The sequence below is a fragment of the Pedobacter sp. AK017 genome (genome assembly GCF_014200825.1).
Classification (GTDB): domain Bacteria; phylum Bacteroidota; class Bacteroidia; order Sphingobacteriales; family Sphingobacteriaceae; genus Pedobacter; species Pedobacter heparinus.
Window position 1 is genome coordinate 25,180 of the sequence record NZ_JACHCW010000018.1, and the last position, 20,314, is coordinate 45,493.

The window sequence follows — 20,314 nt, forward strand, 5'->3', positions numbered from 1 at the left end:
TAATCAACCAAAAAGTCCAATCTTATGAAATGCGAGAATCCTATTTTTGTCCGGAAAACAAAAATTCAGTAAAATAATCAGATATAATAATTAACCAACTCATGTCCCTTATCTACCTATTGTTTAATGCTTCACCTCTCACTAATCGTCCTACGTCTATCCGTATTTTATAAAAACGAATTTCTTGAAGTTTCCAATGCTTTGTACTACCGGCTTTTCTGGGTAGACAATGGCCGTGGTATGGTTTTTTTACACGCTGGTCTAAAAGAAGCAATTAAACAATTCAACCTGACAGACGGGTGGATTGTATTGTTTAAAGATAACCTCTACCGGGATTTTTTGTCCCACTTTCCTCAGGCAAAAGACATGCTCCTTTTTACCCGGATAGCATCACAGGGTTTTATTAAAATGGACTACCAGATGCTGATCCGCTTTAACCAGTACGCCGTTGACCTTCAGATTCTGATCAGTAAAAACAGTCCGGCATTGATGATGCAGCCCATCCTGGATACCATGCTGCTACATGCCGGAATGCAGTTTGACAGATTTAATGATTTAAAACTGAATTCTTGGGTAGATCAGCAATATGTGCAGATCGATAGACTTATCCAGGCTCATTTCAGGGAAGAGCAGCCGGATACTTTTTATGCCGATGCTTCTGGACTAACGCTTCAGCAACTCAATAATATCTGCCGCAAAGTTAAAGGCCGAAGCATTCTGCCTCTGGTCGGGCTCGCGCGATTGTCAGCTGCACAGTCCGAACTGGCCAATACTTCAAAGTCTGTAAAAGAAATCGCCCTTGACCTGGGCTTTAAAACGGACAGCCATTTCTCCAATTTCTTTAAACGCGCCACCAGCATGACCCCTTTGGAATACAGGGCTTATAATTCCAGTTTGTAAGTTTTTAAGTAAAATCAGGTAATGATCCAGATGGTGACATAAAGAACTTTGGAACTTATGTTTAACTAATTTATTAACCGTTAATCATGACGTTCGTTCTTTATAGCCATTTACATTAGTTAGCGGGGGTACTATTATACCTCCGCTTTTTTGTTTTGTTCAACGTCCTAAACAATTACTTATGATTTCAGATGAATCGTTTAATATTCTGATTACCAGAATGAGCAGGTTCCGGCCGATAGACCCGGAATTCATTTTAAAACTGCGGCCTTTGCTGCGTGAACTGCGGGTGAAAAGAGGAGAATTAATCATTCCAAAAGGTGTGGTTCCAACCTTCGTTCCCTTTGTTATTAGCGGGTCGGCAAGGGAAGTTATGATACACCCCTCGACCATGCAGGAGGAGACAACCTGGATGTGGTTCATGTATGATTTTATTTATACCAACCCTGGCTTTTTCAGCGAAGAGCCAACAGAATGCCATATCGAGGCGATGGAGGATGGTGTGTTGGTGTATATCGAACGTGCCGATTTTTTGGAGTTCGTAAAAGACTTTCCCCTTGCATATAAGCTGTCAGAAATGATCCGCGATTATTACCTGAAGCTGCTTAAAAAATATGCTTTTGACCTGGCGGCGCTCAGTAACCAGCAGCGTTATGACCAGTTCATCGCTGCCCATCCAAAGGCACTGGCCACCTTGAACCATAAACATATTGCCAGTTTTATCGGGATCAGGGACAAAGGCCTGGACCGGTATTCCGGAAGGAAATAGCATTTTTTGGCCTTTAAAATAACAATTCCACATCTGCCGTTTAGTATTCCGCGGATGTGGAATCTTTCGGGCTGGTTTGCTTCAGATATTAGCAGCAATCAAATATCCCTGTTATGAAACTTCAGATTATCGAACGTGAATTAAAGCAAGCGAGAATCGCTGACATCCTTACTTTCTTTTCCGCCGTTTTATTAATCCTTCTTTTCGGATACGCCGCAGCTTCAAAATTAACTGAATACCAGCGTTTCGTAATGACCATGAAGGCTGCTCCAATGCCTTTTATGAAAAATGCGGCAACTCTGCTGGCTGTACTGGTTCCTTTGACAGAGTTTACCATCGTAGGAATGCTACTTACAGACATTTGGAGAAAGCGTGGCTTGATCGCTTCATTCTTTTTGTTGCTGTTATTCCAGATCTATATTGCCGGTATGCTGCTCAGCGGGCTGGAACTGCCCTGCTCCTGTGGAGGGGTGATTTCAAAGCTAAACTGGAAAGAACACCTGGTTTTCAATGCTGCTTTTATGTTAATCGCGATCGCACCGTTATGCTACAGACGGTATCTTAAAACTCTATCCAAAGAATATTCGCCGCGGAGTATATAAACAATCAATTTTTTAAACTTTAATCTTTACAAAAGATGAAAACAAACTTCAAAACCCTAGCGCTTGCAGTTGCATTACTTGCCAGCGTGACCGGAGCTTTCGCTTCGGACATTGCCAATGCCATCAGTGGCAAAAAACTTGCCCCATACAATTGGGTCAAATATAACAGGGACGGTAGTGTTGATACCACTACCCCTCCGCAGGTTTCTCCGACAAATCCTTTCACTGAGTGTTCAGGTGAGGAAGAGATCTGTGCTATCGGGACAGATTTGGCCAACCCACAGGCTGACCCAGTGATTGTAAGGTACGAAGAGCTGCCTTAGCCATTTTTAGCTTTGGCAGGCGCATAATCCTGCCAAAGCTTAATTTCATATGCCCAGATCCCTTATCACGAGGATCGGATACGGCCTTACCTGCTTTTCAAAATGATAACCAAGTTTTCTGAGTTCTTCCAGGACCATTTCGGGGTAGATCCCGGATTTTGCCCTTTCTTCTTCAAATCTTAATTCCGCATTAAAGCATTCATCTTCTCTGGGACCAAGCTCCGTCACAAAAGGATCGGGCACCAGTTTGGAACCAAACGTCACGAATATATAATTTAAAACATCCTTTATCCTTGAATTCTTGATAAACAGGGAGCGTCCTTTAATGTATATGACCGGTTGCGGGTTATTGTTGCAATCAGATTGGTCAATGTGTTTGTTTTCCGTCCTGGTTACAACTGTACATGGGATATTTCTGTTCCTTATTGTTGCCTTTACGCCTGGGAATTGGCGTTCCAGGTCATTAAACATATAGTCCCTGAAGACTGTATCGGGGACAAACTGAGGAAGCTTTAGGGCATAACAAAAAGTGTTTTCTTCTTTCCATTCTTCCATGTCCTTATACTTTGAGCCTTGCAACAGGTGTTTCCTGTTTTTAGATGGGAAAAAGAACTTCAGCGAATCAGCCGTATACAGTTCAATCAGATTTTCTCTCAATTGCGGATTGAAATGGCTGTATGCCGCCCAAAAATGATGTAAAATGGTAGTGTTGTAGTAGAAGCTGCTCATAGTTTTGCCAGACATGGACTTGTGGGTGGATCCTCCTCCTATACCTCTTATGAACGGCGTTATAATAGATCGGTAAGTGTAAACCGGGTTGCCCAGCGTAAAATCCTCCAGGACATTGAAGGTCATGTTGTCTTTTTTTACTTTAAGCGTCTTTGCAACATTTGAACTATCGAAATTCAGGATGTTTTCTTTAGTCACCTGATTACCCTGAGTGATTGCCCTGACTATGCCATTTTTATCAATCCACACGTTGTGTGGCACACTCCGGTGTTTAAAGAATTGGTGGAGAAGGGTGTCATTTGTTGCCAGCAGCAGGTTTGAGGTATGGATGTCCTTATTATTCGGGCGGGCCAGGAATTTCTTAACTGTAAGGCTGTCTTCGGCGGTGACCATTACAACGCTAAACTGATCAGGGTGTTTTGCACTCAATGAATCTAAAAATTTCATTTCGGAAATGCAGGGAATACAGAACGTTCCCCAAAAGTCAACGATCAGCAATTTGTTGTTGTGAAGGTTCCTCAGGCGAACATTGTCTAATTGACGGTTCAGAATACCCCGGATCACAACATCTGGAAGTGTATCTCCGATGCTTATTTCTTTTTGCTGGCAAAATGCAGGAACTGCATTAATAAGCCAGATCATTATAATCAAACATTTGTTTTTAATAGCCGTCATTCTGTTTCAAATTAAAATTGTAAGTAATTTCAGAGACTGGTATCGGGAATGCCTTTGCCGTTGCTTTCCAGGTTGGTTTCAACGAGCCTATGACTGTATTTAGCTGTTCTGTGCGTTTCAGGTCGAGAAAGCGATTTCCCCACTCTCCAAAAAGCTCCAGTTGTCTTTCTTTTGCGACAGCTGCCAGACATGCTTCCGGTGACATATCGGATGATAACGGGGCAAGACCAGTCGCCCTTGCCCTAATAGTATTGAGGTCAGCAGCGGCATCGGCAATGCGATTCTGCCGTACCAGGGCTTCGGCACGGATCAGGTACTGTTCGCTGAGCCTTAACACCATCACGTATTCCGGCCTGGTCGTGCTTGCCACCCGGTTCTTATATTTTGACGGATAATAATAGGGTACGCCGGAAACCGTATTCGTACCGATCCATTTGGATCTTCTCCCGTCGCTGGGATCGAAAGCCTTGTATAGTCCGGTCGTTAACGCATAACCTGGCAGCACAGTGGACGATGCAGGTACGAGTTGGGCTGCATCACTGAGGAATCCGTTTTGGTTCCAGAACTGCAGGATCGTTTCCCTGCTGCCTGCTAAAAATACATCTTCCAGTTTAGGAAGCGGCAGGTATAACCCGGAATTTATGACGTTCGACGCTTCCGTTTCGGCATCTTTCCATCGCCCGAGGTACAAATATACCCTTGCCAGGAGCGCACTGGCCGTCAGGCTATTGGCCCGTACCTTTCCTGTTCCTGTGTAGCTCGCATTTAAATTGTCTTTAGCGGTTTTTAAATCCAGGATGATCTGCTCGTAGATCTTTGTCGCTTCAGTTTGTTCGACCCGGGCATTCTCATTTACCGAGGTGCTTAAAATTAAAGGAATTCTGTCATAAAAATTGACCAGGTAAAAGTTGGAGAGTGCCCTCAGGAATTTCGCTTCTGCCTTTAGTTTACTTTTTGCACTAGCAGAGATGGCAGGAGAAGCGTCTATCCCTTCTATCAGGGAGTTGCACTGGTAAATGGTGGAATAGAATGTACCCCATAGCCCCGATACTTCGACATTGTCAACCGAAAGCTGACTTTGAAAGAATTGTAATTGTGCGGTTGCGCTTGAAGTAAATGCGTATTCGTCAGCATAGAGGCTGAGATTTTTCATCCGGGAGTATGCAGAAGAACTTGATGTGCCGATGGTAAAATAAGCCCCAAGGAGTGCCGAGGAAGCGAGGGTGCTATCGGCAAAAACGATGCTGGACTCAACCTGATTTTTAGACTCAGGAATTTCGACCAGTTTGTTGCAACCCGAGCAGATGGCAAAGATCAGCAACATTGAAAAATAGGTTAATCTTTTAAGCATGATAGTGGTTATAGAGTGAATTGAAGTCCGAAAACAATGGTTTTAAGCGCCGGAAAATTCCTGGAGAGTGCGGAAGATGCAGCCCCGGACTCTGGGTCGAGGATTGCTGCATCACTGTTCCACCAGGTAAATATATTTTGTGCGTCGGCAAACACTTTCATATTGTTGATCTTGGCTCTGGATAGGATTTTACCGGGCAGGCTGTAGGTGAGTGATATTGTTTTTAACCTTAAATAGGAAGTGTCAAATATATTGAGGGAGGAACTTGTGAGGTAAAAGTCTGTATTTAAGGCCGAGGCACGTGGGACTGTTGAACTTGGATTGGAGCCTGACCACCTGTTTTTAATGTATTCAAAATTATTACTGAGCAAACCGGGGGCTGTTGGGATGCTTCCTGCTGACTCCTGTTTTGCAAATTGTGCAAATACGTTCAGCTCAAAGCCTTTATAGGCCAAGGAAGTTCCTATGCCTCCGTAATAGTCAGGTGTCTGTACGCCGATTGGAAAGAAGGAATAAGGGCTGCTTGAAATATTTCCATCCTGCCCGGCGTACTGCGCTTTGCCCGTTGCCGGATTCATTCCCATAAACTTGTATCCAAAAAAGCGGCTGATGTCTGCTCCGATCTGATAGGTGTTCCGGTAGCTGGAGGTTTCCAGGTTTTCAAATGATTTGAGCCTGTTTTTAGGAATGGTCAGGTTGGCGATGCCAGTCCAGCTTAGGCCTTTTGATTCGATGAACCGGATGTTTGTGGCAAATTCCCATCCTTTGTTTACCACTACCGCAGGTAAATTGACCTGATATCCGGTGAAGCCGGTGATTTGGGGGATGGCATATTGGACAAGCTGATCGACACTTTGGTTGTTGTAGTAGTTTGCTGTCAGGTAGATCCGGTCCTTCAGGAAGCCCAGTTCTACGGCAATATCTGTTTTGCGCGTGGTTTCCCAGCGAAAGTTGGCATTGCTGATGCGTGATGGACGAATGGAGGCAACATCCTGATAGATATTAGCGCCCGGACTTCCGTAAGTAGAACTGTATCCATAGTCCGGGATTTGATCATTACCTGTGCTTCCAAAGCTGGCGCGGAGTTTGCCATGACTTAAAAACGGCAGGGATTTTTTTACCACAGACCAGTTGCTGAATATCCATGCTGCGCCTGCCGACCCGAAATTGCCAAAGCGGTTGCCGGGTCCGAATTTAGAAGAACCGTCTCTTCTTAAAGTTGCATTTATAATATAAGTATCGTCCAGGTTATAGGTAACTCTGCCAAAAAGAGAGGCAAATTTGTAGTTACTGTAACTGGTCGTCCTGCTGTCAATGGTTCCAGCTGAACCAAGGTCTTCCATTAGACTTTCGAGCTTAAAATTACTGGCCTGAATATATATTCTGTCGTTTATGCGGCTCTGCAGGGTTCCTCCAGCAAGAAAAGACAGTTTGGATTTGCCGATGGTCAGCGCGTAATCCAGTTGCGGCTCCACGATATAGGAGTTTGAAAAATTGTCGCCCAGCTGGGAATAGTTGATTGTTCCGGGAGCAAGCGCGTTTGTCGGAAATATTTGCGATTGGTCATAGGACGTTTTCGTATGTCCGGCGCTGACCTTTACATTCAGGACCGGAAGCAGCGCATATCCGATTTCCAGATTGGTAATGGTGTTCTCGGTTTTTGTGATGCTTTTGGCATTCTTTTCTGCCTCTATGTTTGAACCCGGGTACCAGTTGTAAGAGCCGTCCGGAAGGTATACCGGGCGGTTTGGCGGGGACAGGTAACTTCTGCTTACGCCGTTTATGACATTAGATAATTGATTGAGTTGATAAGTTAACTGGTTGGAGACTGATAAATTCAGTTTATTGTTCTGTGATCGGTGCTTGAACTGAGAAGTTAACCCTCCACGTTTGTAGCTGTTAAATCCGGGAAGCACAGTATTCTCATGATGGTAATTGCCGTTTACAGAGAAGGTGGTATTTCCCTGGCCTCCGGATAACCTGGCCTGCAGATCGGTGGTGTTCGCCGTATTGCCGAAAATGTAATCTGCCCAATCAGTCCCTTCTGTTTGGCTCCATATGGTTAGGTCTGGTGCATAATTTGGTGATAAGGGATCGGAAGAAGGTGTTAAGTTTTCGTTTGCATAGGCCTCTCTGCGAATATCGAGATAGTCCTTCAGGCCTAAAAGCCTCGGTTTGATGGCGAGGCTGGTAAATCCTTGTTTTAAACTGGAATTAAATGTAGTAGCACCTGAAATCGCTCTTTTAGTAGTGATCAGCACTACGCCGTTGGAGCCCCGGCTGCCATAAATGGATGTGGCATCTGCGTCTTTGAGTACGGTGATCGATTCGATATCACCCGGGTTCAGGTTGTTCAAGGGACTAATTGCCCCACTGACATTATTTGATAATGGCAGGTTTGCAGCCACAGGCGCATTGCCATCGTATGGAACGCCGTCAACGATGTACAGTGGATTTGTCCCGGCAGCAATTGATCCTTTTCCCCGGATCTGAATGTTGATGTTGCCTCCTGGCAGTCCGTTAGTGGTTTGAACAAACACCCCTGGCATTCTGCCGGACAAGGCTGAGAGTACGTTGGTCACGGGCTGCCTTTCGATCTCTTTGGCCGAGATGGAGGCCACGCTTCCTGTATTGAGTTTCCGGGTAGTCTGTCCATAGCCGATAACAACGACTTCATCGAGGTCGCTTTTGTTTTCTTCCAGCTCAATGTTGAGCTCGCCACTTGTTACATCATATTTGATCTCCCGGGTTTTGTACCCAGTGTAACTTGCTGTTAAAGTGCCTTCACTTCTTGTGGCATTGATGGTGAAGCCGCCCTTGGAATCAGTTTGAGTGCTGCCCGAAGTTTCCTTGATTCTGATAGTTGCTCCTGGCAGTGGCTGGTGGTCTGGAAGGGTCGTTACTCTACCTCTGACTTTGATGTCCTGCGCCGTGGTCTTGAAAAAAAGGCATAACACGGCCACTACAATAAATGGTATTGTTTTTTTCATACAAATAATGGTTAGTTGATTGAATATTTGATGCGGTGTGTTTTTGGAAATGCCAAATCAGGCGGCCTTTATAAATAACTAATTTATTAACCGCTCAGCCGCCCGTTTGACAGTGAGTTTAATCTGGTGGGCAGATGATTAATTTGAAGTTCTTGGATTCTTGTTGATTCGCATTCATATTAACAGTTATTAATTGCAATTAATATGGGACCAACGTTAGGTGTAAAACAAAAGGCGTGGAACCCATCTTGAACATAACTGAGGCCCTTGGAAAGCCTTGAACATGAACAAGTGGGCCCACGCCATTTGGCGCAGGCTTGGTCACTCATCCTCTCGTGTTCATTTGAAATTTCCAAGGTTCCAGTTACGAGATTTATAGTGCGCAGCCGCTTAATATCCTTAAGCGTAAAACGCTAAATTACTTTTTTGTCATGAATCATATATTTGTCATAAACAATTATATATACTTTATATACAAATATATCTAATATATACATATATTCAAATATATTATTTATAAGAGAACTGACCGGTTATTTTTATTGCAAAACAATAGCATTGGGTCAGGATAAATCAACTCGTTTAGGAATCTACTTCAACAAAAAATCAATTAACCGCGCTGAGGTTGCACGGAAAACTGGTATAAGTACATCTAGACTAAATCAATTGTCCAACAATTCAGACACCCAGCTAAAGGCACATGAACTATATTTGATCTCCTTAGCCATTGGGGTTGAGATGAATGAGATCTCAAAGGAATTATTTAATAATCTCGAACTCAGGAAATAGCCAGTCTCGACTTTGCCAGCAAGCTATGTTGGTTTAATGTAAGTCAGATAAGTGAAGATGATTATAATCAATGCATTGATGATAACCGCTATTAGACTAGCAACTTTCCATGTTGTTGCTAAATTGGCTTTAACTTCTTTCCATTTGTAGGGCCTTCCTTTGTAAATCGATGGGCAAGCTTCGATTGCCAGTATTCCTTCGAGCGTGATGTAAATTCTGTTTGTAAAGTGATTCGGTGAATCCTGTTTTTTCTCCGTGTAAGCAAGCCCGTCTTTTTCCAGGTGCTGCCAAGCTCTCGCGATAAGTTTTTTGTCTATTTCGCTGTTTTTTAGCTGTTGTGAGGTTTCGTCTGCAAATGGGCCGCTGTCTTTCAACTCGTTGAGGGCGATGTCTAGCAGGTTAACTGCTTTGATGCTTCGTTGGCTTGTCATATATTAAAAGTAAGCAATCAAAATGAATTGATTGCAGTTTACAGCACTTCATGTTTAGCAAGGTAATTCATTAATTGATTAGGATCTTTTTTCTTTGACATGTGTTCACTGAATAATAACAGGTCTTCAAGTTTCAGCAAGTCTTCACAGCCAGACTGGCGAAAAAGTGCGGCAAGTTCTGGATCGGACGAGAAATTAAATCCGGCAAAGCCTGACAGTGTATCCATATCCAGGTATTTTTTATCCTGAGGGGCTAGCTTGGTGAGTTTGCTGAGGCGGTTTCCCTCTGGTGTTCCGTTATTGGTTAGGAACAGGAAGCTTCTTATGATGATTTTGTTGTCATTATAAGAAATCACCAGGTATCCGACTTTTTTGTTCAGAATGTGAAGAGGAACGAGCGTCTTTTCGTTGAACCGCTGCCAGTTACAATTGTCTGCTAGCAGCGATTCTGTTATCGCTTCCTGAATGATACCGTCGAGCAGGCCCAGGCGTTCTTCGATTCTATTCAATGCGTGACGTTGTATATAGATAGGGCAGGTTGCCATGCTACTGTTGAAAAACCCGACCTTAGAAGGCGCAATGCTGATCCACTTGACTCCGCCAAGGATTTCTGGCCAGCCTATCCGTAATATTTCACGTTTATGGCCGTCAAGCGGAAGGCTCAGGGTTTCTGGCTGGTGGATGGTCGTGGGGATATAGTTTGCAACGGCTATTCCATTGATTGCACAAAGACTGTTTAGGTCATAGCTGAAAATTGTTTCCTTCCAAGAGGATTGCAGCAATGCGATGCGGCGGAGGATGCTGACCAATTTATTCAGGTTACTGCGGTAAATTTCCGTGTCGTGAAAATAAGGTTCAAAAGCGGTAACCAGGTCTGGATGGATATCCTGGTTTTCCCTTGTCATCATTTCAACATACTGGATCAGCATCATTCCTTCTCTCAGGTAGCAGTCCAATGGAATCTGTGCGCCGATTTCACTAGTCACAAATGTGGCGTGCATGTTTTTTCGGAAGATGGTGTCGAGGATTTTGTCTCCGGTGCCATGGAGTTTAACGGGTCCATACCGATTGGCGATTATCAGCTCTCTGGAGTAAGAAGAAAACTTTAGAAAATGTCCAGGGCCAGCAAGATTGTCGCAAGTCTCTATAAGCAGTTTTTCTGAGTTTTCCCGAATCTGTTTTGCGTTGAATACTCCCGGTTTTCCGGAGTTACCTTTATTGCTTTTGGCCATTTGTATTGCTTATGGGCAAAATTAACGAAATCTGGAGTAGAAATGTTAAATGGAAGCTTGACTTTATCTTGGATTTTTTTAACGTGAGTATCGAGTGGTCTCAGCGTATAAGGCAGAACTTTGCTTACTGGTAGTAGACTTAGAGATCAGCTGATGAAATTTTTACGGATCTAATTGTACTATGAAAAGCCCCGGAAAACCTCCGGGGCTTTTGATTTTTATCTTTCCAGATAAGGGAGCCTGAACCTTTGATTTCTTACGATCATTTCCCACCACTGCCAGAACTGCCAGGGTTTGAATTTGAAAGTGCGGTAGAGTTGTAATTGTTGATCTGATTTGTTTTTATTTGCTTCGCGGTATTCGGCATACCTGATCTGCAAAACCTCATAGTCCATACCTTTTCCGGGTTCTTCGCTGTAGCTGAAGCTGGCGTCCCGGGTCTGGTAGTGGTAGGCGGGCTGCAGGAAGAATGCCGCCGGTGGGGTATTGAAAAGTATGATAACGACAAGGGCAAAGATCAGGATGGTCCTTTTTTTTCTTGCGCCTGTCTGTTGTCTGTTCTTAGTTGTACTCATAATTAGTATTTGTATGATAAATTTCAGTTTTTTTCTGTCTTCCGTAGGTTGGTGATGGTTTAGTTGCATTCGCCTTTACTTGATCTCGCCCTGCCACCCCCTGTGGTGATGTTGAGGTAAGGATTATTTGCTTTCATATTGCGCAGTTCAGAACCCAGACCTGCGGGTGTTTGCGCTACGGTAGCGCCTCCCGGACCAGATACGCCTACCGTGGTGTAGCCCATAGGGAGGCTGATGCCGCCCAGGGTTGCGGCGTTGTACACGAATGCGGTACAGTTGTAGGTGAGGTAATGGTAGCCCTCAGGCGGGTGACTGATGAAATCGGTGATCTTCTGAAAGTAGTACTGGTTGACGTAGAAGGTTGCGCTGACATTGTATTCGATATTGGCATTATTGACGATGCGTGAGGAGCTGATCATTTTGTCGAGTCCTGTGCCTGTGGGGTAAAAGCCGACGACCTGGGTGACGCTCTGGCCTCCGTTAGTTACGGTTAGCTCGATGGCTACGTGGCCGAAACTGTTTGGGCCGATGTTAAAGCTGGTTCCCGGCAAGGGTTCCTGTACGTGTATTTTGACCTGGTAGTTGGCATACGGGCCTGAGACGGCTGTGAAGCAATCCATCATTTTTTGCGGGTTAATGGAAGGCTGATCTTCTGCGGGCAGGTTACTGGGCGGCGGGACGGGGTTGTTCGGGTTACCGGGCGAACCCGGCAGGTCGTAGTATCCGTCCCAGTCGTCTTCATCATCTACCCACACGTAGCTGCAGATCTTTTCGCTGTGGATGGTGAAGACTCCATAGGCGTCAAAGTAAAAGCTGTCGTACCAGGTGCAGACTTCCTGCAGCCCGGAGGTTTGAGCCGGAATGAGGCTAACCGGGCCAGCTGTGTCCGGGTTGTTCGGGGTGCTGTTGGGGTATGTGGTTTGCGGGTTGTAATGATCGGCAGGCTGGTCTGGTATGGGCCGGATGCTGATTTGGTTGTCTTTACCTGGATTGTATGCTTGGGTTGCAGTGAGCAGGCCGGTTTTGATATTTTCCTGTAAGGCGCTGGTATAGGCTTTTTTCATGCTGGCAAGCTGTTTTGCCGGCAGGGGTTTGTTTTTGATTTCCCCGACGGCCTTCCCCTGATAAATGAGCCTGCCGCTTTGCAGCTGGTAATTTTTATTATAAAACAGGATCCTTCCGGTGAATTTTCCCCGATCCATTTTTTTTTCGGCCTGTAATGTATAGGCGTCAGGGATGACTTCTATAATTTTGGGCAGGATGCAACCTGTGCTGTCGGTTTGCAGAACAAGACTTGCTTTTCCCTGGTGTATGCCCTGGAAAATTGGCGTGCCCGGCAGGGGGATGATCCAGGTGTTCGGTTTGCCATCGGGCTGCCTGGCATTTTTCCAATCCGGCAAAAGAGACCTAAGCACACTGTCAGCCTGGCTGTTCTGCTGCAAGTACCAGTCTTTGGCCTGCTGCAGGTCTAAGCCTGGGTTCTTGTTTTCGGTTTTGTTGGTTTCGTGTCGTTCTTTCTCGCATCCTGTTGGTATGGTGCCCAGTATCAAGGCAAAGAAAAGGGACAATTTAAGGGTTTTGACCAGGGTCTTACCTACCCGGTTTTTTGAACTTTTTTTAGTATTCATGTTCGTTTAAGAATTTTTAAGGATAATTTTTCGGTTGATTTTGTGATCAGGATCTCAGCATCTCAGCGCTGAGCAGCCGGCTCAGGGTTTCGCGGCTTATCCCGAGGTAACTGGCCACCTGGGTTTTGCTTGCCCTGAGCATGATGTCTTTGTATGTTTCCAGCATAAGTTTGTAGCGGAATGTAGGGTCCGGATTTCTCAGCAGGATGCTCCGGCCCTCGCTGAGCGTGTAGTATTTTTCTACGATCAAACGGCCGAGTTTGTCAGCTTCCACGAAGTCGTTGTAGGCGGTCTGCATTTCCTGCCAGCTGAGGTACTGCAGGATGGAGGGTTCCAGTGCCTGGATGGATTCGGCGGCGGGAACCTGGTTGAAATAGCTGTAAACGGAGATCATCAGGTCTCCTTTCTGGACAAACCAGCCGGTACATTCGTGTCCTTTTTCGTTATAGAACAGGGAACGCAATAGTCCCTGGTATACAAAATAGACGTTTTGACAGACCTGCCCTTCTTCAAGTACGAATTCGTTTTTGGCGAACTTTTTTGTCTTCAATCTTTTGATGATGTACTGCTGGAAGCGGTCGCTCAGCGGGGTGATGAAGGTGAGGATCTTGATGACCTCATCGGGGGACAAAGAATAGTTTAAATTCATTGGACGATTGTGATTTGAATCAAAACGTCCGATCCTTATTGCTATTTACATTAGTCCTTGTCGGGATTAACCAAATATAACAAATCCCGCAGCAGATAAAAAACTTTACGAATCATCCTTATGAAAAAAACTGAAAAATCTACACTCAGCCCTATCCTGAAAGGAAGCAATGAAATTTTACAAGGGTTCAATGACGGTCTGGCAGAGATCATCGAACGGGACCATGAACCGCTGACCCGTGTTAAGGTGATGCACTGGCATACCAACCGCTGGCTGCTTGAACTGAAAAGGCTAGTACAGGAGAATCCTTTTGCCGATCAGTCCGAGGAGATCCATGTATTTAAGTATGTCAAACCTATCCTGACGGCCAATTTGATCTACGAACGCCGGATGGTGCAGATCATCGACCATGTTCCGCACGGGGGTATGGAAACCAAACTTTCCTATTACGAGGAGGAACTGCGGTTTATCAGGCATGAGCAGAACCTGGATAAGTTCTATTATGATTATTACCGCTTCGGTCTGGATGAGCTTGATATGCTGGGTTTTGTCCGGGGAGCTGAGGTGCCCTTTCCGGTGATGACGGAAGTGGAGGTACCGGGTTCTGATTTCTCGACTGCCTTGGATTATCTGTTTGCCAAGTTCAGGGCTTTTGACGATCTGCTGAACCTGATCGATTATTTGATCGCTGATCTGCTGAAGCCGATTGATATCCATACAGATCTTCAGACGCCGCCGGGTAAACTGTTACGCTGGACGGGGGATTCGATCAACCTGGTGGAGATCGCCTATGCAATCTGGCTGACGGGTCAGCTGAATGACGGGAATGCGAACATCTCGGAGATCATCCGCTGGATGGAGGAGCATTTCCAGGTCAAGATCGGGCGGGCACACCGCAGGTGGGAAGAGATCTCTCAACGTAAGCGTTTAAGTACTACCAAGTTCCTTGACGCCTGCAAAGAAGCAATCAATAAACGTATTGATGGAGAGAATGCGCTGAAGTAACGATGTTACTTTATAGCCGGTTCGCCTTTTATACAATTGTGCCGGCTGCTTTTCTTTCAATTGAAGATGTAGACGCCCTTGGCCCAAAATCACCAAATACCTGTACATTTACAGTCAGGATTATAAAAATGGGCATTACAACTAAAGTTATTAAAACCGAATTCGCTAAGGCCGAGGAATCCTTTGAATTTTGCTGGGTGGTTCTGGCAGAGATGAAGGTCCGTAGTCAATTCAGTGAGGGTTTTGCGGCTAGGCTTTTGGAATTTCAATCCCAGCTTGCTACAACCATCTATAGGTTACAATCTGTCCGCGATAAGATTATTCTTGAAGAAAAGGAGTACGTCAGGAATAAAAACGCCTATAATTTCGAATGGTTTAAAGCAAAGATGAAACTGCTTTCGAACTTCAAATCAGGAATAGATAACGTGGTTTCTCTGGCAAAGAACCTGGGAGATGCTTATATACATTTTTTTTACCGGAATGATATCGAACTCCTGAACGAGCATCTGTCCCACCAAAAAATTATCAATCATACGGCCAGTCTGGGCGAGCTTGGGGAACTTGAGTTCATCAGGAACTTTAAAAACATGGGCACGAAGATGACCATATTCCATGGGATCACTAATATTCTGAGGTACGGTGACTTTAGCTTTTTTGATTTGAAAACAAGGCGGATCGTTGAAATCGGAGAGTTAAAAACTAAGAAGATCGATGATCAGAGGATTGAGTTCAAATTAACGTTGTTTGATAAAAAGAAGATAGAAGAAATACAGCCAGCAAAAAATTTCCCGTCGGAATTGCCCAAAGACAAACGAGAAAGACAACTAGCCAACATAACCAAATTTTTGTCTCCCAAGGACAAGTCCCCAACGATTGACAAGAGCCTGATCAATGAATCTTACAGTGAGCAAGTGAATAAGTTGGTGAAATTCTGTAAAATTAATGGTATCCATATCGATCAGGTAAGTCCTGGTTTAAATTTCACATGTATCAAATTCAAAAAAGCCAGTCTGTTCTCCAGAACGTTTCTCAGAGACTACGAAAAACAAATGAACATGGACGGTGAAACTTTAAGAGCAGCCGCGATCAAACTAATGAAGCCAAGCACAAAAGATAATTCCATAATTGTCGGCGGACTTCTACAAAGCGCTCATGATGAGGATCATTCCATCCGCGGAACCATTCCTGTCTTTTGGATGCCTCTTAGTCTGGAGGTCTTGAAGAGTATTTATTTTAAGGACGTGCACGTCGTCTCTACGTTCAATCCAATACATGTCATACATGATGTGGAGCAACTTGGGTTCAAAGTTGAAAGTAAGTATAACAGCAATGATCAGGATAGCGGAGATAAAAAACTAAGGGTTATCCAAAATTTTGATCTGTTTATTTCCTACATCACCAGTCATCTGATGACCGAAGCATTCGTACTTGACACGATTCGTGCCACTCAGGACACGGAGTTTTATAGTAAAGACATGAGAATTGCTGTCCGACCACAGCAACGCATGTAATTCATTTTAATCTTCAATAATCTAAGACATACGATCACGATCTGGTTCAAACTAATACTGGGCACGTCAGTATTGACGCATAATTTATTTTTAGGGTCACCCCATTTTGCCACCAAATAGCCTTCCCAAGGCTTAGAACCTTTGTCCTGTCACCCGGTGGAATGAGCTGCCGGGAAAAAGGACAAAGGTTTTTTTATGATACGTCATTATTCCTTTCCTGTATTCCAGCTTACCCTTAAACCTTATCGCCATGACGCATAAGGAGCTCGCCCGATTGCTGATCTCGGTTACTCGGACCAGTGTGCAGAACGTTTGCCCAGATAACCCGGAGCAGAATTCCGCACTGACCAAAGCCGAAGCTTACCGCAGATTCGGGCGCAGCTATGTGGACAGGTGGATCAAGGAAGGCCTGATCGTTCTGATCAGCGCAAATGGAAAAACAACAAAAAAATGTATCGACAAAAACCAGCTGGAGGCTATTGCAGCCGCCAGCAACCGCATCAGCTACCTACCCGTGAGGGAAAGGTAATGGCAGGGCAAAGCCCCTGTCTGCTCTTTGACATCGAGGGATGAAGCGTTTGCGGCGGGAGCCGTGAATTAAAGCTGTAGTTCCGGCAACCACTGACTTTTACTTTGTATCGGACAGTCCCTGCCAGGGCAAACACCATAGTCAGCCGGTTTCGGCGGGTATATAATTACCTACGTGAGTAATCCTTATGCGGGAAGGGGCCTAGAGCCCCTTTTTTCGTTTCAGGACTTTCCTGAAAGATCGCCAACAAAGACAACACTGACATAACCAATTGATTATGAATGAATTTTCTTCCCATACGCTAACCCTGCTCATCGAGCAATCCGCCAAAATGGGCGCCATTTATACGCAGGTCCTGCAAGGCAGGCTGAAGCCTTACCTTAAAAAATCTGAAGCTTTCCGTCTCTACGGACGCATGTATGTGGAACACTGGGTCAGGGATGGATTGATCACGCCACGCAAAGATGGTGACCATTCTGCATGCTGGCGTATTGAACGCATAGAACTGGAAGCAGCGGCCAGGGCTTACCAGCTGCTTCGCTTTATATAACAACTGTCTATTTCACATTCAAAATCCCTGATTATGAACCCTAAATTTTATGACGTCCGGTCCCTGAAGGACCAGGTGAAAATTGCTGACTTGCTTTCCCGCCTGGGATATGAACCCGCAAACAAGAAAGGCAGCGAATTACTGTATACAGATGTACTGGCTAAAACCCTGAAACCCTCTTTCTGCGTAAACAATGACCTGGGCAGCTGGTACGACCACAGCCTGGGAAAAGGCGGTGACCTGATTGATTTCGGGCAAGCATACTGGAAACTCCCCTTTAAAGATGCGCTGGAAAAGATCATTTTGCTTTGCAACCTGGACGGCGCGTCGTTAGAACTTAAGGACATCCCGGAGCGAACAGAAAACAGACCAAGGCTACGCAAAGCTACCAAACTGCCGCATTATGTCATTGAAAATATATTGCCCCTGGGCAATCATCCCGCTATTACAGATTACCTAAATACAATTGGCATTCCAGGTGTGCCTGATGAGCGGCTGAGAGAGGTTTACTATTATAAAGAGGATGAGAAGGGCAAACGGACCAGTTTTTTTTCAGCAGGCTGGCAAACAGAGAACGGTAGCTGGTGGGTGAAAAACAAATATTTTGACGGGCCGATAGGCAAAGCCGCAACCAGTTATTACCCGGCTCCAGATGCGGAAATGCTTAAAATGGAGGTATATCTGGATTACTTTGATTTCGTACTGAAAAACAGAAATTCCCCTCACAGTATATTGCTGTTGAATTCCTATGACCTTTTAGCCAAATCGCTGACCCGTATGAAGAAGTATTTAGAGGTGAAGCTCAATTTTGAGGACAATCAGCAGGGTCGTAAAGCTGCTGAGACCATCATGAATGCTGTACCAAGTGCAAAGACTGATCTGAAATTAAGACCGGCAGATTATCAGTTTCGGCAGCCGGACCCGGAAGCAGGACTGCGGTATTCGGGACCAAAAAGATAAAGCAAAATCAATTAGCCCATATACCTATATCCATATATCTGTATATAAATTAACAATTATCTACTTCATTTCACTTAATCAATTATTATGAGAGAGAAACACCATGTGTCAATTCCTATTTGGCTGTTCATTGTTGCGGCAGGACTGATCTTCGGTATCTGCACCTACCTGATCTATAAAGAAACTGTGCCGGCACCTTATGCATATACTCCGCCACCAGTTACTGAGGATGCAGCCGACGAGGAAGCAGCACCGGACCCCGAGCCCGAAAAGTTCGGTGTCAGTCAAAAGGCAATTTTTGACTTCACAGGTGATACCGTCCTGATCCTGGGCAAATGCAGCGATTACCCTTATTTAGAAGAAGACTTCTGGAAGGTCATGTATAAGAATGAATTTGACGAGTTCGTTAAAGCAGATCTGCCCGAAGAAGCATTGATTCCGCTACCGGCTGATACCATTAAAAAGGATTGATGGTATATTCAGCTATTCATATATATGTATATCCCATATATGAATATACAAATATGTGAATATCTGCCTATATAAACATTCAGCTATACGCAACAGGCCGGACTGCACCTGCCAAACTTGAAACTAGCGACTCAAATCGTTAAGTTTTACTGCAAAATCCTGCAAAACAGGAAATAATTTACAGGAAAACAGGAAATGTCTTTACTGAATCCTGCCTTAAATCCCCTCATATACGGATATACGCCCGACAGGGTTCATCAGACCAAAAAACCGGGTTTAAACCACTGCAGGACCACTGGCACTTTCATGTTTTAGAAGGGGCAAGTTGTTCTTTTGTACGTACAGCCGCCTTCGGCCCGGCTGCACCTACAAAAGATAACTTGCCTGATCCTTTGCAGCCGCTTCGCCGGCAGGCAGGATCAGGGAGTGAGGCCGCGCGCAACTTGCGGCCTTTCCGGTATAACGAACTTCTTCAGGTATTCCCCTGAAGTGTAAATCAACTCAATTCTTCACTAACGGTGTCAACCCTCTTGAGGGCAAATAAAAACAACTATTAATCACCGAAAAAACCCACCAGCCTATGAATGTAACCCTTTGGGAAATGTTAAGCATTTCCCCTGGCCTGTTCACCTTCAGCACGATGGTTTTATGACCGCTCCGTTTAAACACGGCAGCCTTTTCAGCGGAATCGGCGGCTTTGATATTGCCGCCAGCTGGATGGGTTGGCAAAATGTGTTCTCCTCAGAAAAGAACCCTTTTTGCGGACGCATCTTAAAGCATTACTGGCCAAACACCCATCATTATGAAGATATCTACCAATTCAGCGCAGCTCAGTATCGGGGATGTGTTGACCTCATCAGCGGAGGATTTCCTTGCCAGCCCTTCAGCCAGGCCGGAAAGCGACAGGGCAAAGCGGATGACCGCTACCTCTTCCCGGAGGCTTGCCGCGTTATTACAGAAGCACGACCCCGCTGGATCGTTCTTGAAAATGTTGCTGGACTCTTCAGCATTCTCGAGCCGGACACTCTTTCTCAAATGGAAATCCAAGCGGTCGAGCTTTTTTGTGAGGACTGTGACCAGCAGCCGGACACTACCATCATTCGGCTCCAGCGCAGGGTCATCGCAAGTATCATTTCAGAAATCCGTGCAGCAGGATATGTATTACCCACACTTAAAGACGGCACACCAGTCGTTCTGTGTATTCCGGCTGCTGGCACAGGCGCCCCTCATCAGAGGGACCGGGTCTGGTTTGTTGCCCACGCCAACAGCGACAGAGATCAGCAATACGGCCATTACGGTGAAAGCGGCACTGGGCGGCCTCCAGCTGAACCAGCGCAAGAAGGCCAACGGCAATTCGGGACAGGTTTCCTTGACGGATTTTCTGATGTTTCTGGCATTAACGGATCCATCAGATCAGGTGACACAGATCTCAACAGGTATGCCTCCTTCCATGCTCAGCCGCTTGCGGGGCAGCCTGCCGGTGGTCAGGATAAACCCCAAAACTGGCAAACCACAATACCCGGATGGGAAACCTGGCCAGCTCAACCCGCGTTTTGTGGCCGAAATGATGGGCTTCCCCGTGAACTGGACGGAATTGCCTTTTCTCGGTGGAGAAAAGACAGTGTAAAAGCTTACGGCAATGCCA

20 protein-coding genes and 1 pseudogene are annotated in these 20,314 nt (G+C 45.2%); 13 read left to right on the plus strand and 8 right to left on the minus strand.

The genetic code is table 11. The features are described from left to right. The first annotated feature begins 126 nt into the window (after positions 1-126). The 4 genes from HDC92_RS21105 (at position 127) to HDC92_RS21120 (ending at position 2,594) form a co-directional block, all read left to right on the plus strand. Positions 127-900 (plus strand): AraC family transcriptional regulator, encoded by a 774-nt coding sequence (locus HDC92_RS21105; protein WP_183876981.1) that lies wholly within the window; start codon positions 127-129, stop codon positions 898-900. A gap of 181 nt (positions 901-1,081) precedes the next feature. Continuing rightward, positions 1,082-1,669 carry a Crp/Fnr family transcriptional regulator gene (locus tag HDC92_RS21110; RefSeq protein ID WP_183876982.1) on the plus strand — a complete coding sequence of 196 codons (588 nt, stop codon included), beginning with the start codon at positions 1,082-1,084 and terminating at the stop codon, positions 1,667-1,669. A 113-nt stretch (positions 1,670-1,782) separates the two neighbouring features. Next, positions 1,783-2,271, plus strand: a complete 489-nt coding sequence (locus tag HDC92_RS21115; RefSeq protein WP_183876983.1) for a MauE/DoxX family redox-associated membrane protein — start codon at positions 1,783-1,785, stop codon at positions 2,269-2,271. Positions 2,272-2,306: 35 nt separating this feature from the next. Continuing rightward, positions 2,307-2,594 (plus strand): hypothetical protein, encoded by a 288-nt coding sequence (locus HDC92_RS21120; RefSeq protein ID WP_183876984.1) that lies wholly within the window; start codon positions 2,307-2,309, stop codon positions 2,592-2,594. Between the two features lie 45 nt (positions 2,595-2,639). On the opposite strand, the gene HDC92_RS21125 is transcribed toward HDC92_RS21120, so the two are convergent. Genes HDC92_RS21125 through HDC92_RS21135 form a run of 3 tightly spaced genes read right to left on the minus strand, consistent with a single transcriptional unit; the run spans position 2,640 to position 8,339 of the window. After that, complete coding sequence (locus HDC92_RS21125; RefSeq protein ID WP_183876985.1) at positions 2,640-3,965, minus strand: TlpA family protein disulfide reductase; 1,326 nt, start codon at positions 3,963-3,965, stop codon at positions 2,640-2,642. A gap of 19 nt (positions 3,966-3,984) precedes the next feature. Next, positions 3,985-5,349, minus strand: coding sequence for a RagB/SusD family nutrient uptake outer membrane protein (locus HDC92_RS21130; protein WP_183876986.1), 1,365 nt, complete (start codon positions 5,347-5,349; stop codon positions 3,985-3,987). 8 nt (positions 5,350-5,357) lie between these two features. Next, a complete protein-coding gene (locus HDC92_RS21135; protein WP_183876987.1) occupies positions 5,358-8,339 on the minus strand; it encodes a SusC/RagA family TonB-linked outer membrane protein in 2,982 nt (993 codons plus the stop codon). A gap of 558 nt (positions 8,340-8,897) precedes the next feature. Here HDC92_RS21135 and HDC92_RS25390 point away from each other — a divergent pair. Then, positions 8,898-9,128, plus strand: coding sequence for a helix-turn-helix domain-containing protein (locus HDC92_RS25390; RefSeq protein ID WP_183876988.1), 231 nt, complete (start codon positions 8,898-8,900; stop codon positions 9,126-9,128). 23 nt (positions 9,129-9,151) lie between these two features. Here the strand turns inward: HDC92_RS25390 and HDC92_RS21145 are convergent, their stop codons facing one another. The 5 genes from HDC92_RS21145 to HDC92_RS21165 form a co-directional block, all read right to left on the minus strand. Next, the gene (locus tag HDC92_RS21145) at positions 9,152-9,559 is read right to left on the minus strand and encodes a hypothetical protein (protein ID WP_183876989.1); all 408 of its coding nucleotides are present in this window, start codon (positions 9,557-9,559) and stop codon (positions 9,152-9,154) included. Between the two features lie 38 nt (positions 9,560-9,597). Further along, positions 9,598-10,545 (minus strand): hypothetical protein, encoded by a 948-nt coding sequence (locus HDC92_RS21150; protein ID WP_183876990.1) that lies wholly within the window; start codon positions 10,543-10,545, stop codon positions 9,598-9,600. A gap of 464 nt (positions 10,546-11,009) precedes the next feature. Continuing rightward, complete coding sequence (locus tag HDC92_RS21155) at positions 11,010-11,366, minus strand: hypothetical protein (RefSeq protein ID WP_183876991.1); 357 nt, start codon at positions 11,364-11,366, stop codon at positions 11,010-11,012. A gap of 59 nt (positions 11,367-11,425) precedes the next feature. Next, positions 11,426-12,994, minus strand: a complete 1,569-nt coding sequence (locus HDC92_RS21160) for a hypothetical protein (protein WP_183876992.1) — start codon at positions 12,992-12,994, stop codon at positions 11,426-11,428. A 46-nt stretch (positions 12,995-13,040) separates the two neighbouring features. Beyond that, positions 13,041-13,643: a Crp/Fnr family transcriptional regulator gene (locus tag HDC92_RS21165; RefSeq protein WP_183876993.1), complete on the minus strand. Its 603-nt coding sequence runs from the start codon at positions 13,641-13,643 to the stop codon at positions 13,041-13,043. A 120-nt stretch (positions 13,644-13,763) separates the two neighbouring features. Here HDC92_RS21165 and HDC92_RS21170 point away from each other — a divergent pair, with 120 nt between their 5' ends. The 8 genes and pseudogenes from HDC92_RS21170 (at position 13,764) to HDC92_RS25250 (ending at position 20,296) form a co-directional block, all read left to right on the plus strand. Then, positions 13,764-14,648 carry an RteC domain-containing protein gene (locus HDC92_RS21170; protein ID WP_183876994.1) on the plus strand — a complete coding sequence of 295 codons (885 nt, stop codon included), beginning with the start codon at positions 13,764-13,766 and terminating at the stop codon, positions 14,646-14,648. A gap of 128 nt (positions 14,649-14,776) precedes the next feature. After that, positions 14,777-16,159: a hypothetical protein gene (locus tag HDC92_RS21175; protein ID WP_183876995.1), complete on the plus strand. Its 1,383-nt coding sequence runs from the start codon at positions 14,777-14,779 to the stop codon at positions 16,157-16,159. A 250-nt stretch (positions 16,160-16,409) separates the two neighbouring features. Next, positions 16,410-16,688 (plus strand): hypothetical protein, encoded by a 279-nt coding sequence (locus HDC92_RS21180; RefSeq protein ID WP_183876996.1) that lies wholly within the window; start codon positions 16,410-16,412, stop codon positions 16,686-16,688. 277 nt (positions 16,689-16,965) lie between these two features. Continuing rightward, the gene (locus HDC92_RS21185) at positions 16,966-17,238 is read left to right on the plus strand and encodes a hypothetical protein (protein ID WP_221270996.1); all 273 of its coding nucleotides are present in this window, start codon (positions 16,966-16,968) and stop codon (positions 17,236-17,238) included. 33 nt (positions 17,239-17,271) lie between these two features. Further along, positions 17,272-18,198, plus strand: coding sequence for a hypothetical protein (locus HDC92_RS21190; RefSeq protein ID WP_183876997.1), 927 nt, complete (start codon positions 17,272-17,274; stop codon positions 18,196-18,198). Positions 18,199-18,285: 87 nt separating this feature from the next. Next, positions 18,286-18,669: a hypothetical protein gene (locus tag HDC92_RS21195; RefSeq protein WP_183876998.1), complete on the plus strand. Its 384-nt coding sequence runs from the start codon at positions 18,286-18,288 to the stop codon at positions 18,667-18,669. A 648-nt stretch (positions 18,670-19,317) separates the two neighbouring features. After that, positions 19,318-19,674 (plus strand): annotated as a pseudogene (locus HDC92_RS25395) (DNA cytosine methyltransferase); the annotation flags it as partial. A 151-nt stretch (positions 19,675-19,825) separates the two neighbouring features. Beyond that, positions 19,826-20,296, plus strand: coding sequence for a hypothetical protein (locus HDC92_RS25250; RefSeq protein WP_255484616.1), 471 nt, complete (start codon positions 19,826-19,828; stop codon positions 20,294-20,296). Positions 20,297-20,314: the final 18 nt, after the last annotated feature.

Excerpts from the sequence above, each read along its gene's own strand:
- HDC92_RS21105 (WP_183876981.1), top strand. The coding sequence starts at position 127 with ATGCTTCACCTCTCACTAATCGTCCTACGTCTATCCGTATTTTATAAA.
- HDC92_RS21110 (WP_183876982.1), top strand. The coding sequence starts at position 1,082 with ATGATTTCAGATGAATCGTTTAATATTCTGATTACCAGAATGAGCAGG.
- HDC92_RS21115 (WP_183876983.1), top strand. The coding sequence starts at position 1,783 with ATGAAACTTCAGATTATCGAACGTGAATTAAAGCAAGCGAGAATCGCT.
- HDC92_RS21120 (WP_183876984.1), top strand. The coding sequence starts at position 2,307 with ATGAAAACAAACTTCAAAACCCTAGCGCTTGCAGTTGCATTACTTGCC.
- HDC92_RS21125 (WP_183876985.1), bottom strand. The coding sequence starts at position 3,965 with ATGATCTGGCTTATTAATGCAGTTCCTGCATTTTGCCAGCAAAAAGAA.
- HDC92_RS21130 (WP_183876986.1), bottom strand. The coding sequence starts at position 5,349 with ATGCTTAAAAGATTAACCTATTTTTCAATGTTGCTGATCTTTGCCATC.
- HDC92_RS21135 (WP_183876987.1), bottom strand. The coding sequence starts at position 8,339 with ATGAAAAAAACAATACCATTTATTGTAGTGGCCGTGTTATGCCTTTTT.
- HDC92_RS21145 (WP_183876989.1), bottom strand. The coding sequence starts at position 9,559 with ATGACAAGCCAACGAAGCATCAAAGCAGTTAACCTGCTAGACATCGCC.
- HDC92_RS21155 (WP_183876991.1), bottom strand. The coding sequence starts at position 11,366 with ATGAGTACAACTAAGAACAGACAACAGACAGGCGCAAGAAAAAAAAGG.
- HDC92_RS21160 (WP_183876992.1), bottom strand. The coding sequence starts at position 12,994 with ATGAATACTAAAAAAAGTTCAAAAAACCGGGTAGGTAAGACCCTGGTC.
- HDC92_RS21165 (WP_183876993.1), bottom strand. The coding sequence starts at position 13,643 with ATGAATTTAAACTATTCTTTGTCCCCCGATGAGGTCATCAAGATCCTC.
- HDC92_RS21170 (WP_183876994.1), top strand. The coding sequence starts at position 13,764 with ATGAAAAAAACTGAAAAATCTACACTCAGCCCTATCCTGAAAGGAAGC.
- HDC92_RS21175 (WP_183876995.1), top strand. The coding sequence starts at position 14,777 with ATGGGCATTACAACTAAAGTTATTAAAACCGAATTCGCTAAGGCCGAG.
- HDC92_RS21180 (WP_183876996.1), top strand. The coding sequence starts at position 16,410 with ATGACGCATAAGGAGCTCGCCCGATTGCTGATCTCGGTTACTCGGACC.
- HDC92_RS21185 (WP_221270996.1), top strand. The coding sequence starts at position 16,966 with ATGAATGAATTTTCTTCCCATACGCTAACCCTGCTCATCGAGCAATCC.
- HDC92_RS21190 (WP_183876997.1), top strand. The coding sequence starts at position 17,272 with ATGAACCCTAAATTTTATGACGTCCGGTCCCTGAAGGACCAGGTGAAA.
- HDC92_RS21195 (WP_183876998.1), top strand. The coding sequence starts at position 18,286 with ATGAGAGAGAAACACCATGTGTCAATTCCTATTTGGCTGTTCATTGTT.
- HDC92_RS25250 (WP_255484616.1), top strand. The coding sequence starts at position 19,826 with ATGTATTACCCACACTTAAAGACGGCACACCAGTCGTTCTGTGTATTC.